This is a genomic window from Streptomyces sp. NPDC053431 (assembly GCF_044544925.1).
Classification (GTDB): Bacteria; Actinomycetota; Actinomycetes; order Streptomycetales; family Streptomycetaceae; genus Streptomyces.
Map to the genome: position 1 here is coordinate 116,723 of NZ_JBITXX010000001.1, position 16,424 is coordinate 133,146.

Sequence of the window (16,424 nt, forward strand, 5' to 3'; positions counted from 1 at the left end):
TCACAGGGAGAGAGAGCGGTCGGGCGGAGTCATTACGCGACTTCGCGAGATTTTCCGGAGAATTTTTTTCGGGGCCCGGAGCCGGGGTAGGAGCCCGGGGTCCGGGCAGGGGCCCGAGAATCACCCTGAGTGACGAAAGCGCGTGTCTGTCCCTCGAAGGCGGCCTTTATGGCGGGCTCCTTGTCCCTGCGCGGGCGTTCTTCGTTACTGTCCTCCCTGGGCGTGGCGCGGACGGTGCGCGAACGGGGCGCGGTCCGGCCGATCAAAGACGTTGTGACTGAACGGAGTCGGGTCAGTGGCTACTCCACCTGGAGGCGGCGGAGAGGTACCGCAGGCGGGCTACTACCCGGATCCGTCGATTCCCGGGTACATCCGGTACTGGAACGGCGGTGCGTGGGTGCCCGGTACGAGCCGGCCCGCCCCCAAGGAGGGCGAGGCGCTCCCGGCCCCGCCGGTCTCCGTCGCCCCTCTGCTGGCTCCGAGCCCGGCCCCGGCACCGTCGGTGCCCGCCGTGCCCGCCGTGCCCGCGGTCGAGGAGACGGGTCCGCTCTTCTTCGACGAGGACCCCGCCCCCGTCTCCGGCCCCGCGTCCACCCCCACCCCGGCCGCCGCTCCTGCCCCCGCGCCGGCCGCGCAGCAGGAGCCCGCCTCCGCCTGGCAGGCGTCCACGGACCGTCAGACCGGCTTCGGCGGCGAGCGCGACCAGAAGGTCTCCTGGGGAAGCGCCCCGGACCCGCGCGATCCGCGCGCGGCCTGGCCGCCGGCCGGCGCGGGCGGCTCGGACGACGCGCGTCCCGCCCAGCCGGGCGGCTCCCCCGCCGACCGTCCGAACTCCGGTACGGGGGCCCCTGCCTGGCCCGCCGGCGGCGACGGCCGGGCGTCGGGCACGGACGCGTCCGCGGACCGGGCGCCGGGCGCGGCGTCGAGCAGTGCGCCCGCACCCGCCTGGCCCGCGGCCGGCGGTCCGTCCGGCAGTGCCGCGGCGCCCGCCGGGTCGGCGGGCAGGCCCGCGTGGCAGGCGGCCGACGGCCAGGGCGCGTCCGCGTGGCCCGGGACCGGTGGACCGGCCGACGGCCGGGGCGCGGTAGCCGTCCAGGGACCCGGCGCGGACCCGGCCCCGGCGGCCGACGCGGCGGCGTCCGCGTCCGCCGGCGCGGCCGGTGGTACGGCCTCCGGTACGCCGGGCGGCCCCGGCGCGGTGCCCGCCCAGGGGCCGGCCGCGGCCCCCGCCCAGGCGAACGCCGGTACGGCGACGCCCGCGTGGCCCGCCGCCGGAGGGACCGACGAGCAGGGCGTGCGGCCGCAGGGTGACGCCTCGGCCGGGCTGCCGGGTCAGCGTCCCGGCACGTCGACCGGTTCCGCGCGACTCGGCGGCATGCCGGTCAACCCGGCGCCCGCCGCGGGCCACTGGCCCCCGCAGCAGCCCGCACAGGCACAGGCCCCGCAGCCCGCGCAGGGCGTCGGCCAGCAGTCCGCCCAGGCGCAGGCCCCGGCCCAGGCACAGACCCCGTCCCCCCAGGCCCACGGCCCCCACGCCGCCCCGCAGCCCGCCCAGGCCCAGGCCCAGGCCCAGGTCCACGCCCAGGCCCCGTCCCCCCACGTCCCTCAGCCCTCCGCCCCCCAGACCTCCGCCCCCCAGCCCCCGCAGTCGCGCGCCCCTCAGTCCGCCCAGCCGCCCGCGCAGCCGGCCGCCCAGTCGCCCGCCCAGCAGGCTCAGGCCGACGGGCAGCCGGTCGTCCCCTGGAAGCCGCCCGTCGAGGACGTGTTCATGGCGGCGGCGCGGGCGCAGGCCGCCGCGCGGCCGGCCGGGCTCGGGCGGCGGCTGTTGGCCCGGCTCATCGACGGCGTCGTGCTCGGGGCGCTCGTCGGCGCGGTGTCGTACCCCTTCCTCACCGCCGCCGTCACGCACATCGGCGACAAGATCGAGGCCGCCAAGCAGTCCGGCGTCACCGTCCAGGTGTGGCTGGTCGACTCGACGACCTCCGTGCAGTTCGGGATCGTCCTCGCCGCCTTCCTCGTCCTCGGCGCGCTCTACGACGCGCTGCCCACCGCCAAGTGGGGCCGCACGCTCGGGAAGAAGCTCTGCGGCATCGAGGTACGGGACATCGAGGCGCACGAGCCGCCGAGCTTCGGCGCCGCGCTGCGCCGGTGGCTGGTCTACGGCGTGCTGGGACTGCTCGCCGTCGGGGTGCTGAACGTCCTCTGGTGCCTCTTCGACCGCCCGTGGCGGCAGTGCTGGCACGACAAGGCGGCCCGCACCTTCGTCGCCCGCTAGGCCCTGTCGTCAGCTCCCGTCGTCTCCCGTCGTCGCCCCGGGGCGGGCAGGCGGGAGTTGGACGACATGGCCTAGGACCCGGTCTAGGACCCGGCCCGGCCGGCCCCGCCGCCTCCGGAGTTCTTGTTGAGCACGAGGTTGGTGGTCCACCCGTCGCCGAACTTGACGTTCTCCTGCGGGTCGTCGAACGTGTACATGCCTTCCAGCGGGACGGTCTCCCCGGGGCCGGCGGACTGCAGGACGTCGCAGACCTCGCCGACGGAGTTCACGGGGCTGTCCTTCATGGCGGTCATCAGGTCCATGAGCTGCAGGTCGGCCTTGGCCGCGGGCGAGTTGCTGGTCACGCCGACGACGAGCACTCCGGTGGCGTTGCCGGCGACCAGCCGCTTCTGCCGGGCCTCGACCTCGGCCTGGTCGTCGGGCCCGAACTCGTCGATCACCGTCGGGTCGTCCACGGCCTTGAGGCGCCAGCCGGGGTCGTTCTTGACCTGCCCGCCGGCCAGCGTGTCGAGGATCGGGCGGGCGTGGTCGGAACTGATCGAGTAGAACTGGCCCTGGGTGTCGCCGGTCACGCTCAGCACGTTGATGCCGACCACCTTGTTGTCGGTGTTGAACAGGGGGCCTCCGGAGTTGCCCGGGTTGATGGTGGCCGAGTGCTGGATGGTGGAGGGGTAGCGGGGGAGCGAGGGGGACGGTTCGGCGTCGTTGACGCTCGGGTTCTGGACCGAGCCGCTCGTGAAGGCGGGCTTCTGCGTCTCTCCCTGGCTGCCGAGCGAGGCCGGGTAGCCGAGCGCGACGACCTCGTCGGCCGCCTGCATGTCCTTGCTGTCGCCGAACTCCACCGCCTTCAGGTCGGACTGCGGCGAGGTGAACGTCAGCACCGCCAGGTCCTCGCAGGGGTCGATGCCGACCACCCGCACCGGCGCCGCGGGCCGGTCTCCGACGACGGCCTTCAGCGAGGCCTCCCCCTGCACCACATGGGCGGCCGTCGCGATGAGACCTCGGTCGGCGTCGTAGACGAACCCGGTGCCGGATCCGGTCCTCCCCAGCACGTGGACGGTGCCGGGCGCGGACCGCTCGTAGATCTCCTTGGGATCGAAATCGTCCGCGTACGTCGTGCCGCCGGCCGTCAGACCGAGTACCAGCGCCGCGGCTCCGACCACAGCGCTTCTGGCCCGTGCATTCATGAGCTCGCCGCCTTTCCCGCGACGGTGGACCCCTCTTCAGGCTAGGACGGGCGCCGGGAGCGGTCCTGTGCACCGGTCAAGCTTTGAACGGTCAAGCACTCCGGCCGCCCCGAGAGCGGGGGCGTCCCTCGAACGGGCGGCGATTCCTTGCGGGGGCCGGGTGCCCGGGATGCACTGCCCCCATGAGCAACGATCAGCCGCCGCCCCCGCCCCCGGGTCAGCCGCCCGAGGACGATCCGTTCAGCAAGAGGCCCTGGCAGCAGCCGCCCGCGGGGGGAGGTCCGCCCGGCGGCCGGCCCCCCGGCGGTCCTCCCCCCGGCGGTCCCCCTCCCGGCGGCCCGCCGTCCGGGAGTCCGTACGACCAGGCGCCCCCGCCGCCCCCGCCCTACGGCGACTACGGGGGCGGGTACGGCGGCGCCGATCCGCTCGCCGGGATGCCGCCGCTCGCCGAGTCGGGGAAGCGCATCGTCGCCAGGATCATCGACTGGCTGATCATCGCCGTGCCGCTCGCGATCGTCGGCATCCCGTTCGACGTCTACCGGCGGGCCACCGACAACGACAACTTCGACGCCACGGTCAACAGCCTCAACGGCGGCGGCCAGCTGGTCTTCCAGCTCATCACGATCGTCGCGTACGTGGCGTACGACACCGTCATGGTCGCCAAGAACGGGCAGACCCTCGGCAAGAAGTGGATGAAACTGCGGGTCGCGATGCTCAACGACGGCTCCACGCCGCCGATGAGCACCTCCCTGGTCCGCGCGCTCGTGCTCTGGCTGCCCGCGCTGATCTGCTGCGCCTGCCTGTGGCCGCTGCTCCTGCTGATCCTCATCCTCGTGGACAAGCCGTACAAGCAGGGCCTTCACGACAAGGCGGCCAAGACCGTGGTGGTGTCCGTACCTCAGTGACAAGAGGGAGCAACCACGCGCAGAGGACCCGGTGTCACGAAACGGTCCGGGTGTCCGCTCCCGCGCCCACCGGCGCGGCCGGCACCCGGATCTCCGTGTTCCCGGCGGGCACGGAATCCGTGACCAAAGGCTTGACGTGCCTCGTCCGGACCGGCATCGTCACCGCCACCAGTACACCGAGCATCAGGCCCGCGACGCAGATCGCGACGATGCCGAGCGTGGTGGTGGTGCCGGAGAGCAGCAGCAGGGCGACGGTCGCGAGAACGACGGTGGCCGAACCGTAGGCGGACTGTGCGGCGTTCGGTCGCTGCATGACGGGTACCGTCCCTCGGGCACGTGGCGGTGGGCGATCGGTCGACTCGGCGGGTTCGACGCGTCGGCGGGTGACCCCGCGGCGGGTGACCCCGGGCGCGGGCGACTCTCCGACGGGTCGACTCTACGACGGTGGATGCCCGGAGCGAACCGCTGGTAAGCGTGGCCTAACCCACGGCCGATGCACGGGGGGCGCAGGGGCGCACACGCACGCCGGATATTCGTTCGAAGTTCGACTATCGGAAATCCGATCCCGCATAGTGCAGTTGGCCTGTCCAAGTCAAGATCTGTCTTTTCTGCTTCAACTCCGGTCGAATGTCGTCACTTGTGATGCGCTATCCCGCCCGAGCGGACACCCCACCACTCGGTCCGCGGGCGAGGAGCGCCGGGGAGGACAGATCCAAGTGACCAACAAGCGACGGGCGATCAGAGCGTCCGCGATCGTCGTGGCCCTCGCGGCCACGGCCGCCACTGCTTCGACCTTCAGCACGGCATGGGCCGACAACCACGGCAGCGCGCCGGTGGCCGGCTCCGCGCGGGCCGTCGACAAGCTCACCGTCGACCACGACCTCGACGGTCCGTTCAGCAAGCAGCAGGAGCAGCAGCGCAAGGCCGCCGTCGAGCAGGTGCTCAGCGGCGAGAGCAAGGTCGAGAGCCGCAACGGCTCCCAGGTGGTCAAGCTCGACAGCAAGAAGTACGTCGAGCTCGGCCGTGAGAAGACCGACAAGATCTTCACCATCCTCGTCGAGTTCGGCGACCAGGTGGACAACACCACCCTGGTCGACCGCAAGGACGACGACACGAACGAGCTCAAGCCGAAGTACGGCGGCCAGCCCGGCCCGCTGCACAACGCGATAGCCAAGCCCGACCGTGCGAACGACAACTCCACGGCCTGGCAGGCGGACTACAACCAGCAGCACTTCCAGGACCTGTACTTCGGCACCGGCAAGGACAAGAAGGGCCAGCCGAAGCAGTCCCTGAAGACCTACTACGAGAAGACCTCGTCCGGCCGCTACTCGGTCGACGGCCAGGTCTCCGACTGGGTCAAGGTCCCGTACAACGAGGCCCGCTACGGCTCCAACTACTGCGGCCAGACCAACTGCGCCAACGTGTGGGACACCGTGCGCGACGGCCTGGTGGCGTGGAACGCCGACCAGAAGGCCAAGGGCAAGACCGACGCCGAGATCAAGGCGACGCTGGCGCAGTACGACCAGTGGGACCGCTACGACTTCGACGGCGACGGCAACTTCAACGAGCCCGACGGCTACATCGACCACTTCCAGATCGTCCACGCGGGCGAGGACGAGTCGGCCGGCGGCGGCGTCGAGGGCACCAACGCGCTGTGGGCCCACCGCTGGTACGCCTACGGCACCGACGCGGGCAAGACCGGCCCGGCCAACAACAAGGCCGGCGGCACCCAGATCGGCGACTCGGGCATCTGGGTCGGCGACTACACGATGCAGCCGGAGAACGGCGGCCTCGGCGTCTTCGCCCACGAGTACGGCCACGACCTCGGTCTGCCGGACCACTACGACACCTCCGGCGGCGAGAACTCGACCGGCTTCTGGACCCTCATGTCCTCCGGCTCGTGGCTCGGCACCGGCAAGGACTCCATCGGCGACCTCCCCGGCGACATGAACGCCTGGGACAAGCTGCAGCTCGGCTGGCTGAACTACGCCAAGGTCAACGACTGGCAGCGTGGCACCAAGACCACCCACAAGCTGGGCGTCTCGGAGTACAACACCAAGAACCCGCAGGCGCTCGTCGTCGAGCTGCCGAAGAAGAAGGTCACCACCGACGTCGTGGCTCCCGCCGAGGGCGCCACGCAGTGGTGGAGCGACATGGGTGACGACCTCAAGAACACCCTGACCCGCTCCGTCGACCTGACCGGCAAGTCGGCCGCCTCCCTGGAGCTCCAGGGCTGGTACGACATCGAGCAGGACTACGACTACCTGTACGCCGAGGTCTCCACCGACGGTGGCGCCAACTGGGTCGCCCTCGACGGCACCGCCGACGGCAAGCCGCTGCAGAAGGACGCGTCCGGCGCCCCGGCCCTGACCGGCGCCTCGAACACGCACCAGAAGCTCGTCTACAGCCTGAACGCGTACGCGGGCAAGAAGTTCGACCTGCGCTTCCGCTACCAGACGGACGGCGGCGCGGGCGGCAAGGGCTTCACGGCCGACGCCATCACGCTGACCGCCGACGGTGCCGCCGTGTTCTCGGACAACGCCGAGAACGGTGACAACGGCTGGGTCGCCAAGGGCTTCTCGCGCATCGGCAAGGGCTTCGCGAAGGAGTACGAGCAGTACTACATCGCGGAGAACCGCCAGTACGTCTCGTACGACCAGACCCTCAAGGTCGGCCCGTACAACTTCGGCTTCACCGGCGACAAGGCCAGCTGGGTCGAGCACTACCCGTACCAGAACGGTCTGCTGATCTGGAAGTGGGACCTGTCCCAGAAGGACAACAACACCTCCCAGCACCCGGGTGTGGGCCGCGTCCTCCCGATCGACGCCCACCCGAGCCCGCTGAAGTGGGGCGACGGCACGCTGATGCGCGGCCGCATCCAGGCCTACGACTCCCCGTTCAGCATCTCCCGCACGGACGGCTTCCAGCTGCACAACAAGGGCGTCGGCACCTGGGTCCCGTCCCAGGCCGGCAACCCGACCTTCGACGACCGCAAGGGCGTCTACTGGTTCTCCGAGACCGCGCGCTCCGGTGTCCAGGTAACTGACACCAACACCAAGATCCAGGTCGTCAAGGAGGCCAAGGACGGCTCCACGATCACGGTCCAGGTGGGTCCCTCGACCAAGTAACGACGAGTTTTTCTGAATCGTCGCAGGTCAACGCATGATCGGCCGTCGCCCCCTAGCGGGCGGCGGCCGATCGTGTTTAGGTGCGTCTTACGGCCTCGGCCGCCCGACCTTATTGACAGTAGTTCCACGGGGGAGTGGTTCCGCATGCCCAACGGAGGGTTCTGCAGACTGCCGGGAGGCAGTGTCGTCGTCGCCATCGGCCTGCCCAGCCCGGCCGGCGACGGGGCCACCGTCCGCTTCCTGGTGCACGCCGCGAACCGTGCCCGCGCCCTGACCCGGCTGCGGAACCTCGGACTGCGGGCGGTCTACCTCCGCGGCAACACCGAGCCGCCCACCCCGGACGAGATCACGGCCGTCCTGCACCACCCGGAGGGGCTCCTGTGGCGCGCCACCGCCCAGGAGCTCTGGCACCCCATACGCTCCCTCCCGAAGGCCCCGGCCGCCTAGGGCGCCTGTCCGGCCCGCCCGTCCGGCGAGGCCTCCGCTACGGGGCGACGACCGGCTCGCCGGTCAGCTCGACGCCCGCCGCGCGCAGGTCGTCCAGGGCCCGGGCGGTGGTCTCCTTCGCCACGCCCGCGGTCAGGTCGAGCAGGACGTGGGTGCGGAAGCCCGCGCGGGCCGCGTCCAGGGCGGTCGCCCGTACGCAGTGGTCGGTGGCGATGCCGACGACGTCGACCTCGGTGACGTCGCGGGCGCGCAGCCACTCGGCGAGCGCGTCGCCGTTCTCGTCCTTCCCCTCGAAACCGCTGTACGCGGCGGCGTAGGCGCCCTTGTCGAAGACGGCGTCGATCGCGCCGGCGGTGACCGCGGGCGCGAAGTTCGGGTGGAAGCCGACGCCCTCGGTGCCGGCCACGCAGTGCCGCGGCCAGTTCGTGACGTAGTCCGGCGCCTCGCCGGCCGGGGCGAAGTGGTCACCCGGGTCGACGTGGTGGTCACGGGTGGCGACCACGTGCCGGTAGGCGGAGCCCGCCGTCTCGCCGATCAGGTCGGTGATGGCGGCGGCGACGTCCGCGCCGCCGGCCACCGCGAGGCTGCCGCCCTCGCAGAAGTCGTTCTGAACGTCCACAACGATCAATGCGCGGTGCATGACAGGTCCTTAGCGGTCGGATCGGGAGGCCGGATCGGGGAGGCCGGATCGGGCGTCGGTTCTCGGACGGATTCGAGCCTAGAGACTTCCCCCTCCCTGCGGGAGGGGGCGCTCAGAGGCGTTACGCGTACTCCGTCGGCAGGACCGGCTCCCCCCGGGACAGCTGGGTCGCCGACAGCGGCAGCCCGGCGCGGGCCGCGATGTGCCGGGCCCGGGCGGCCTCCAGGGGCTCGCGGGCCACCACGTCGCCGCCCTTGACCAGCTCCACGAGCAGCTGGCGGTCGACGAGCTCCGCCGGGACGGGCCCGGTGCCGACGACCTCGGCCTCGGCGACGCCGGCGGCGTCCGTCCGGCGGGCCGCCCACTTGCGGCCGCCGACGGAGGCCTTGCCGCCCACCGACTTCTTGGCGACCGGGGTCAGCGGGGCCTTCGGGTCGGCCGAGCCGGCCCGGGCGACCAGCTTGTAGACCATGGAGCAGGTGGGGTGGCCGCTGCCGGTGACGAGCTGGGTGCCGACCCCGTACGCGTCGACGGGCGCGGCGGCGAGCGAGGCGATGGCGTACTCGTCGAGGTCGGAGGTGACCACGATCTTGGTGTCCGTGGCGCCCAGCTCGTCGAGCTGCGCGCGCACCCGGTGGGCGACGAGCAGCAGGTCGCCGGAGTCGATCCGGACGGCCCCGAGCCCGGTCCCGGCCACCTCGACGGCGGTACGGACGGCCTCGGCGACGTCGTAGGTGTCGACGAGCAGGGTGGTGCCGCTGCCCAGGGAGTCGACCTGGGCCCGGAAGGCGTCGCGCTCGGTGTCGTGCAGCAGGGTGAAGGCGTGGGCGGAGGTGCCGACGGTCGGGATGCCGTAGCGGAAGCCGGCCGCCAGGTCGGAGGTGGAGTCGAAGCCGCCCACGTAGGCGGCGCGCGAGGAGGCGACGGCGGCCAGCTCGTGGGTGCGCCGGGCGCCCATCTCGATGAGCCGGCGGCCCCCGGCGGCCGAGGACATGCGGGAGGCGGCGGCCGCGATGGCGGAGTCGTGGTTGAGGATCGACAGGATGACGGTCTCCAGGAGCACGCACTCGGCGAAGGAGCCCTCGACCCGCAGGATCGGCGAGCCGGGGAAGTACACCTCGCCCTCGGGGTAGCCCCAGATGTCGCCGGAGAAGCGGTAGCGCGCGAGCCATTCCAGGGTGGGCTCGTCGACGATGTTCCGCTCGCGCAGGTAGCCGAGCACGCCCGCGTCGAAGCGGAAGTTCTCGACGGCGTCCAGGACCCGCCCGGTCCCCGCCACCACGCCGTAGCGCCGCCCCTCGGGCAGCCGGCGGGTGAAGACCTCGAAGACGGACCTGCGGTCCGCGGTACCGGCCCTGAGGGCCGCCTGGAGCATGGTCAGCTCGTACTGGTCGGTGAAGAGCGCCGTCGACGGAACGTCCACCGGCAGCCCAAGGTCCGCAGCGTTCATGTGAGGATGCTACCGCAGTATTCGTCACTCTGACGAATACTGGGAGAACTCGCGGCGTGGCACGGGTGACCCGTTTGTGCGACGGACCGGTCGGGGTGGCAGCATGGGGTAAGTGAGCGTTGCGCCTATCGAGATCGAACGGACCGAATCGGCCGAGGAGGTCTCCGCCGTCGTCGAACCGGACGTGCCGTGGGTGACCCTCGTGCACAACGACCCGGTCAACCTGATGAGCTATGTCACCTACGTCTTCCAGGCGTACTTCGGCTACTCCAAGGACAAGGCGCACAAGCTGATGCTCGACGTGCACAACAAGGGCCGCGCGGTGGTCTCCAGCGGCACCCGCGAGGAGATGGAACGGGACGTGCAGGCGATGCACGGCTACGGCCTGTGGGCGACCCTCTCCCAGGACCGCGGCTGATGGCGGGCCATTTCGAGTCGCTCCCGGGCGGCGGCGCGGCCGTCGCGCTCGACGAGGTCGAGATCTCCATCCTCCGCTCCCTGGCCGTACAGCTCATGGAGCTGATCGGTCCCGGGGAGGAGCCGGTGGAGGGCGACGATCCGCTGGCCGCGCTGTTCACCGAGGGCCCGAGCGAGCCGCCCGCCGACCCGGCACTGCGCCGGCTCTTCCCCGACGCGTACGGGGACGACACCGACGAGCTGCGCCGCGCGGCGGCCGACTTCCGCCGCTTCACCGAGAACGACCTGCGGGCCCGCAAGCGCGACGACGCGCTCACGGTGGTCCGCAGCCTCGACGCGCTCGCCTCGGCGGCGGCCGGTGAGGGCGGCGGCGTCCTCAAGCTGACCCAGGACGAGTCGCGGGCGTGGCTCGGCGCGCTCAACGACCTGCGGCTGACCATCGGCACCCGGCTGGAGGTCACGGAGGACGACGAGAGCGAGCGGCTGTACCGGCTGCCGGACTCCGACCCCCGCAAGCCGATGGTGATGGCGTACCTCTGGCTCGGCGGGCTCCAGGAGTCGCTCGTCGAGACGCTGATGCCGTAGCCGCCGGCCGCGGGGGCCCATCGGCTCGCTGCCGCCGCTGCTGCTGCCGCCGCGGCCGGCCGGGCCCTGGGTTCGGTGTGGCCCTGGGTTCGGTGTGGCCCTGGGTTGGGTGTGGCCCTGGGTTCGATGTGACGGGACACCTGCGACGGCGGGTGTTCGCTCAGCGGACGCTCAAATCCGGATAACGAATGCGTTATCAAAGCGCCCCGCTTTGCTCTGTTGAGTCCGTTTCACCCCCCTTTTCGTGTGGTGTGGGTCACGCGCGGGGTCCTCGATCACGGTTAAGCGCGTGATAAATCTTCACGACCACCCGGGGACGCCACCCCTGTCCCCGGGGGCGCTTCGACCGGCTGACCGCCGGTGGCACTCCATTCCACATCCGGGGGGATCAGGACCTGATCCGCAGCACAGACGGCCGAGCCGGCCGGTGCGCGGATCAGCATGGAGAAAGGCGCACCACCATGACCTCTGCGCAGGTCGACACGCAGCACGACGGCGACGAGGCCGCGGACACGACGGCGGGCGAGGGCTACCACCGGGCACTCGGCGCACGTCAGATCCAGATGATCGCGATCGGCGGAGCCATCGGCACCGGCCTCTTCCTGGGCGCGGGCAAGGGCATCTCGATCGCGGGACCCAGCCTGATCCTCGCGTACGCCGTCGCGGGCCTCGTCATCTTCTTCATCATGCGGGCGCTCGGCGAGCTCCTCATGTACCGCCCCGTCTCGGGCTCCTTCTCGGAGTACGCACGGGAGTTCATCGGCCCGTTCGCGGGCTTCGTGACCGGTTGGACGTACTGGCTCTTCTGGGTCGTCACGGGCATCACCGAAGTCACCGCCGCGGCCACCTACATGACGTACTGGTGGGACATCCCGCAGTGGCTGTCCGCCCTCGTCTTCACCGTGATCCTCTACGGCGCCAACCTGATCTCCGTGAAGCTCTTCGGTGAGCTGGAGTTCTGGTTCTCCATGGTCAAGGTCACCGCCATCGTCGGCATGATCCTGATCTGCGCCGGCATCCTCACCCTGGGCTTCTCCGACGCCGGCGACACCGCCTCGGTCACCCACCTGTGGAGCCTCGGCGGCTTCTTCGCCGGCAAGGACGGCATCTTCTCGACCCTGATGACCCTGCAGATGGTCATGTTCGCCTTCCTCGCGGTCGAGCTGGTCGGCGTGACGGCGGGCGAGTCGAAGGACCCGAAGACGGTCCTGCCGAAGGCGATCAACACCGTGCCGTGGCGCATCGCCGTCTTCTACGTCGGCGCGCTGATCATGATCCTGTCGGTCGTCCCGTGGACCGCGTTCAAGCCGGGCGTCAGCCCGTTCGTCGCGGCCTTCGAGAAGATGGGCCTCGGCATCGGCGCCGCCATCGTCAACTTCGTCGTCCTGACGGCGGCCCTGTCCTCCTGCAACTCGGGCATGTACTCCACCGGCCGCATGCTGCGCGACCTCGCGCTCAACGGTCAGGGCCCGAAGGTCTTCACCAAGCTCACGAAGTCCGGCACCCCGCTGGTCGGCACCACCGTCTCGGCCGCGCTCATGACGGTCGGCGTCTGGATCAACTACCAGTGGCCCGGCGAGGCGTTCAACTACGTCGTCTCCTTCGCCACCATCTCCGGCATGTGGGCCTGGATCGTCATCCTGATCTGCCAGATCCGCTACCGGCTCAGGGCCGACCGCGGCGAGCTGCCGCAGTCCTCGTTCAAGGCGCCGGGCGGCATCTGGTTCAGCGTCTTCTCGCTGGCCTTCATCGGGATGGTCGTCGTGACCATGGGCATGGACAAGGACAACCGGGTCGCGCTGTACGGCGCGCCCGTCTGGGGCCTGATCCTCGCCGTCTCCTACCTGGTGCTCAAGGCCCGCAACCCCGAGGGCGCCGCCTTCGCCAAGCGCTCCTGACCAGCACCGTCTCGGCATTCGGGCCGTCTCGTACCACTCCTCGGTACGGGGCGGCCCGTCTGCTTATCCTGTCGGCATGCTGACCATCACCCGAGCCCTGTACGACCAGATCGTGGAACACTCCCGCGCGGACCACCCCGACGAGGCCTGCGGCGTGGTCGCGGGACCGGTCGGCACGGGCCGCCCCGAGCGCTTCATCCCCATGCTGAACGCCGCGCGCTCGCCCACCTTCTACGAGTTCGACTCCGGCGACCTGCTGAAGCTCTACCGGGACATGGACGACCGGGACGAGGAGCCCGTGATCGTCTACCACTCGCACACGGCGACCGAGGCCTACCCGTCCCGTACGGACATCTCCTACGCCAACGAGCCGAACGCCCACTACGTCCTGGTCTCCACCGCCGACACCGACGGCGCGGGCCCCTTCCAGTTCCGCTCGTACACGATCGTCGACGGCGTCGTGACGGAGGAAGAGGTCAAGGTCGTCGAGGCGTACGAGTGACCGTGCGGATGATCATGCGAGACTGAGCGCGACCAACGGGCGGCAGGAACCAGGAAGCCGGTGCGAATCCGGCACGGTCCCGCCACTGTGACCATCCCTCCCGGGGTGGAAGCCAGGAACTGACCTGCCGCCTTCCCACCGCCGATCGGGGACGCGGAGATCCCCGTCAGGAGGATCGTTCCGTCATGCCCTGGCGCCGTACGTCGCTGCTGCCCGCCGTCGCACTGACCGCCCTGCTCGCCGCCTGCGCGGCCCCCGCCGCCCCACCCGCGGCCGCGCCCGCGCCCGGCTTCCCCTACACCGTCACCAACTGCGGCGTGACGACCACCTACCAGGCCCCGCCGCGGCGCGCGGTGACCATGAACCAGCACGTCACCGAGGTCATGCTCGCCCTCGGCCTGGAGAAGTCCCTGGTCGGCACCGCCTACCTGGACGACGCGATCCTCCCCGCCTACCGCGGGGCCTACGACGCCGTCCCCGTGCTCGCGAAGGAGTACCCCTCCAAGGAGGCGCTGCTCGCCGCGAACCCCGACTTCGTCTACGGCGGATACGCCTCCGCCTTCGACCCCACGGCCGGCCGCGGCCGGGCGGACCTGGAGCGCTCCGGCATCGCCACCCGGCTCAACACCGAGTACTGCCCCGGCGGCCGCGGCTCCCTGGCCGACCTCTACCGCGAGGTCGACGAGGTCGGCCGCACCTTCGGCGCCGCCGACCGGGCCGCGGCCTGGGTCGCCACGGCGAAGAACACCGTCGCCGCCGCCGAGAAGACCCTCAGGGGCGTCGCCCCCGTCTCCGTCTTCGTCTACGACAGCGGCGACAAGACCGCGTTCACCGCCGGCGGCAAGGGCATCGGCAACGAGATCATCACCCGGGCCGGCGGCCGCAACGTCTTCGCCGACCTCGACAAGGCCTTCGGCGACGCCACCTGGGAACAGGTCGTCGCCCGCGGGCCCGAGGTCATCGTGATCTACGACTACGGCGCCACCACCGTCGAACAGAAGAAGCGGCGCCTCCTCGACGACCCCGCCCTGCGCGAGGTCCCCGCGATCAAGAACCGCCGCTTCGCCGTCATGCCGCTCTCCGACACGGTCCTCGGCGTCCGGGCCCCCGCCGCCGTCGGCAAGCTCGCCGCCCAGCTGCACCCCGCGCGATGACCCCGGCGAAGCGCTGCCCGGCCGTGGTCGCCGGGCTGCTCGTGGCGCTCGCCGCGGCCGTCGTGGCCTCGCTCGCGCTCGGCTCCGTCCGCGTCCCGCCCGGCCAGGTGCTCGACGCCCTGACCGGGCGGGCCGGGCCCTCCCCGTACCGGACGATCGTGCTCGACGTACGACTGCCCCGGGTGCTGCTCGGCGCGATCGTCGGCGCCGGGCTCGCCGTCGTCGGAGCCGTCCTCCAGGCCCTCGTCCGCAACCGGCTCGCCGACCCCTTCCTCCTCGGGATCTCCTCCGGGGCCTCCGCCGGCGCCGTGTGCGTGCTGGTCCTCGGCGTGGCCGGCGGCGTCTCCACCGGCGTCGCCCTGCCCGCCGGGGCCTTCGCCGGCGCCCTGCTCTCGCTCGTCCTCGTCTACGCCCTCGCCCGGCGCGGCGGCACCCTCACCGGCGCCCGGCTCGTGCTCGCCGGCGTCGCCGTCTCCTACATCCTGTCCGCGCTCACCACCCTGCTCATGGTCGTCGCGGGCCGGCCCGAGCAGTTCCAGGAGGCGCTGTTCTGGTCCCTCGGCGGCCTCGGCAGCGCCCGCTGGGACGGCCTCCTGCTGCCCGCCGCCGTCCTCGCCCTCGGCATCGGCCTGCTGCTCACCCTCGCCCGGCCGCTCGACCTGCTGCTCGTCGGCGAGGAGGGCGCCACCGTCCTCGGCCTGGACACCACCCGCTTCCGCGCCGTCGTCTTCGTCCTCGCCTCCCTGGTCACCGCCGTCATGGTCGCGGCCAGCGGCGCCGTCGGCTTCGTCGGCCTGATGGTCCCGCACGCCGCCCGCACGGCCGTCGGCGCACCGCACCGCCGGCTCCTCCCGGTCGCCGCCCTCGGCGGCGCGCTCGCCCTGGTCCTCGCCGACCTCGCCGCCCGGACCGTCGCCGCGCCCCAGGACATCCCCGTCGGCGTCCTCACCGCGCTCACCGGCGGCCCGTTCTTCCTCTGGCTGATGCGCCGCCGCCCGGAAGGAGTGACGGCATGACCGGACTGCGCGTCCAGGGGATGGCGTACCGGAACCGGCTGCACGCCGCCGACCTCGTGGTGCGTCCCGGCGAGACCGTCGGCCTCGTCGGCCCCAACGGCAGCGGCAAGACCACCCTGCTGCGCTGCGTCTACGGCACCCTCGCGCCCACCGCGGGCCGCGCCCTCCTCGACGGCGCCGACCTGCTCGCGATGGGGCCCCGGGCGCGGGCCCGCCGGGTCGCGACCGTCCCGCAGGAGAGCGCCGCCGAGTTCGAGCTGACCGTCCGCGAGCTCGTGGCCCTCGGCCGCTCCCCGCACAAGCGCTTCTGGCAGGGCGACAGCGCGGCCGACCTGGCCCGGGCGGACGCGGCCCTGGCCCGGGTCGGCATCGCGGACCTCGCCGAGCGCCCGTACCCCGGCCTCTCCGGCGGGGAGCGGCAGCGCGCCCTGGTCGCCCGCGCGCTCGTCCAGGAGCCCGAGCTGCTCGTCCTCGACGAGCCCACCAACCACCTGGACATCCGCTACCAGCTGGAGATCCTCTCGCTCGTGCGTCACTTGGGCACCGCCAACCTCCTCGCCCTGCACGACCTCACGCTCGCCGGGACCTACTGCGACCGCCTCTACGTCCTGGCGGACGGCCGGATCGTCGCCGAGGGGGCGCCCGCCGAGGTGCTCACCGCGGCCCTCCTGCACGAGGTCTACGGGGTGGAAGCCGAGGTCATCCCGCATCCGCGGACCGGTCGCCCGCTCGTCCTCTACCTCGCGGCCCCGGAGGACCGTCCGACAGCCGAACGCGATCTGTCCGTCATGTGAGATCACATTCCGGAACCCGGACCGGG

The 16,424-nt window shown here is 71.8% G+C and carries 15 protein-coding genes and 1 riboswitch; of the genes, 11 read left to right on the forward strand and 4 right to left on the reverse strand.

The annotated features are described in order from the left end of the window. Positions 1–295: 295 nt before the first annotated feature. Positions 296–2,275: an RDD family protein gene (locus tag ACIGXE_RS00445; RefSeq protein WP_399740762.1), complete on the forward strand. Its 1,980-nt coding sequence runs from the start codon at positions 296–298 to the stop codon at positions 2,273–2,275. An 83-nt stretch (positions 2,276–2,358) separates the two neighbouring features. On the opposite strand, the gene ACIGXE_RS00450 is transcribed toward ACIGXE_RS00445, so the two are convergent. Beyond that, positions 2,359–3,462 carry a S1C family serine protease gene (locus ACIGXE_RS00450; RefSeq protein WP_399740765.1) on the reverse strand — a complete coding sequence of 368 codons (1,104 nt, stop codon included), beginning with the start codon at positions 3,460–3,462 and terminating at the stop codon, positions 2,359–2,361. 182 nt (positions 3,463–3,644) lie between these two features. Here ACIGXE_RS00450 and ACIGXE_RS00455 point away from each other — a divergent pair, with 182 nt between their 5' ends. After that, the gene (locus tag ACIGXE_RS00455; RefSeq protein ID WP_399740768.1) at positions 3,645–4,367 is read left to right on the forward strand and encodes an RDD family protein; all 723 of its coding nucleotides are present in this window, start codon (positions 3,645–3,647) and stop codon (positions 4,365–4,367) included. A gap of 34 nt (positions 4,368–4,401) precedes the next feature. On the opposite strand, the gene ACIGXE_RS00460 is transcribed toward ACIGXE_RS00455, so the two are convergent. Continuing rightward, entirely contained in the window at positions 4,402–4,680 is a 279-nt protein-coding gene (locus ACIGXE_RS00460) for a hypothetical protein (RefSeq protein ID WP_399740771.1), read from the reverse strand. 403 nt (positions 4,681–5,083) lie between these two features. Between ACIGXE_RS00460 and ACIGXE_RS00465 the strand changes: the two genes are divergently transcribed. Together ACIGXE_RS00465 and ACIGXE_RS00470 are read left to right on the forward strand one after the other, a co-directional pair. Then, positions 5,084–7,495 (forward strand): immune inhibitor A domain-containing protein, encoded by a 2,412-nt coding sequence (locus ACIGXE_RS00465; RefSeq protein ID WP_399740774.1) that lies wholly within the window; start codon positions 5,084–5,086, stop codon positions 7,493–7,495. Positions 7,496–7,639: 144 nt separating this feature from the next. Beyond that, positions 7,640–7,942: a hypothetical protein gene (locus ACIGXE_RS00470; protein ID WP_399740777.1), complete on the forward strand. Its 303-nt coding sequence runs from the start codon at positions 7,640–7,642 to the stop codon at positions 7,940–7,942. Positions 7,943–7,979: 37 nt separating this feature from the next. On the opposite strand, the gene ACIGXE_RS00475 is transcribed toward ACIGXE_RS00470, so the two are convergent. Together ACIGXE_RS00475 and ACIGXE_RS00480 are read right to left on the reverse strand one after the other, a co-directional pair. Then, positions 7,980–8,582, reverse strand: a complete 603-nt coding sequence (locus ACIGXE_RS00475) for an isochorismatase family protein (RefSeq protein WP_399740780.1) — start codon at positions 8,580–8,582, stop codon at positions 7,980–7,982. 121 nt (positions 8,583–8,703) lie between these two features. Next, complete coding sequence (locus tag ACIGXE_RS00480) at positions 8,704–10,032, reverse strand: nicotinate phosphoribosyltransferase (RefSeq protein WP_399740783.1); 1,329 nt, start codon at positions 10,030–10,032, stop codon at positions 8,704–8,706. Positions 10,033–10,144: 112 nt separating this feature from the next. On the opposite strand from ACIGXE_RS00480, the gene clpS reads away from it, so the two are divergent. From clpS to ACIGXE_RS00515, 7 genes are all read left to right on the forward strand, one after another. Further along, positions 10,145–10,450: an ATP-dependent Clp protease adapter ClpS gene (clpS, locus tag ACIGXE_RS00485; RefSeq protein WP_352080754.1), complete on the forward strand. Its 306-nt coding sequence runs from the start codon at positions 10,145–10,147 to the stop codon at positions 10,448–10,450. Further along, positions 10,450–11,034, forward strand: a complete 585-nt coding sequence (locus ACIGXE_RS00490; protein ID WP_399740786.1) for a DUF2017 domain-containing protein — start codon at positions 10,450–10,452, stop codon at positions 11,032–11,034. Before clpS ends, ACIGXE_RS00490 begins: the two co-directional genes overlap by 1 nt. A 461-nt stretch (positions 11,035–11,495) precedes the next feature. Next, positions 11,496–12,932: an amino acid permease gene (locus ACIGXE_RS00495; protein ID WP_399740789.1), complete on the forward strand. Its 1,437-nt coding sequence runs from the start codon at positions 11,496–11,498 to the stop codon at positions 12,930–12,932. Positions 12,933–13,008: 76 nt separating this feature from the next. Beyond that, entirely contained in the window at positions 13,009–13,434 is a 426-nt protein-coding gene (locus tag ACIGXE_RS00500) for a Mov34/MPN/PAD-1 family protein (protein WP_399740792.1), read from the forward strand. 1 nt (position 13,435) lies between these two features. Beyond that, positions 13,436–13,577, forward strand: a riboswitch (cobalamin riboswitch). 42 nt (positions 13,578–13,619) lie between these two features. After that, entirely contained in the window at positions 13,620–14,588 is a 969-nt protein-coding gene (locus tag ACIGXE_RS00505; protein WP_399740795.1) for an ABC transporter substrate-binding protein, read from the forward strand. Beyond that, positions 14,585–15,604, forward strand: a complete 1,020-nt coding sequence (locus tag ACIGXE_RS00510; protein ID WP_399740798.1) for a FecCD family ABC transporter permease — start codon at positions 14,585–14,587, stop codon at positions 15,602–15,604. Before ACIGXE_RS00505 ends, ACIGXE_RS00510 begins: the two co-directional genes overlap by 4 nt. Further along, positions 15,601–16,398 (forward strand): ABC transporter ATP-binding protein, encoded by a 798-nt coding sequence (locus tag ACIGXE_RS00515; protein ID WP_399740800.1) that lies wholly within the window; start codon positions 15,601–15,603, stop codon positions 16,396–16,398. The genes ACIGXE_RS00510 and ACIGXE_RS00515 overlap by 4 nt, the downstream gene beginning before the upstream one ends. Positions 16,399–16,424 lie beyond the last annotated feature (26 nt).

Bases quoted from the DNA above. Each gene is read 5' to 3' on its own strand.
- ACIGXE_RS00450 (WP_399740765.1), bottom strand. From the start codon at position 3,462: ATGAATGCACGGGCCAGAAGCGCTGTGGTCGGAGCCGCGGCGCTGGTA.
- ACIGXE_RS00455 (WP_399740768.1), top strand. From the start codon at position 3,645: ATGAGCAACGATCAGCCGCCGCCCCCGCCCCCGGGTCAGCCGCCCGAG.
- ACIGXE_RS00460 (WP_399740771.1), bottom strand. From the start codon at position 4,680: ATGCAGCGACCGAACGCCGCACAGTCCGCCTACGGTTCGGCCACCGTC.
- ACIGXE_RS00470 (WP_399740777.1), top strand. From the start codon at position 7,640: ATGCCCAACGGAGGGTTCTGCAGACTGCCGGGAGGCAGTGTCGTCGTC.
- ACIGXE_RS00475 (WP_399740780.1), bottom strand. From the start codon at position 8,582: ATGCACCGCGCATTGATCGTTGTGGACGTTCAGAACGACTTCTGCGAG.
- ACIGXE_RS00480 (WP_399740783.1), bottom strand. From the start codon at position 10,032: ATGAACGCTGCGGACCTTGGGCTGCCGGTGGACGTTCCGTCGACGGCG.
- ACIGXE_RS00490 (WP_399740786.1), top strand. From the start codon at position 10,450: ATGGCGGGCCATTTCGAGTCGCTCCCGGGCGGCGGCGCGGCCGTCGCG.
- ACIGXE_RS00495 (WP_399740789.1), top strand. From the start codon at position 11,496: ATGACCTCTGCGCAGGTCGACACGCAGCACGACGGCGACGAGGCCGCG.
- ACIGXE_RS00500 (WP_399740792.1), top strand. From the start codon at position 13,009: ATGCTGACCATCACCCGAGCCCTGTACGACCAGATCGTGGAACACTCC.
- ACIGXE_RS00505 (WP_399740795.1), top strand. From the start codon at position 13,620: ATGCCCTGGCGCCGTACGTCGCTGCTGCCCGCCGTCGCACTGACCGCC.
- ACIGXE_RS00510 (WP_399740798.1), top strand. From the start codon at position 14,585: ATGACCCCGGCGAAGCGCTGCCCGGCCGTGGTCGCCGGGCTGCTCGTG.
- ACIGXE_RS00515 (WP_399740800.1), top strand. From the start codon at position 15,601: ATGACCGGACTGCGCGTCCAGGGGATGGCGTACCGGAACCGGCTGCAC.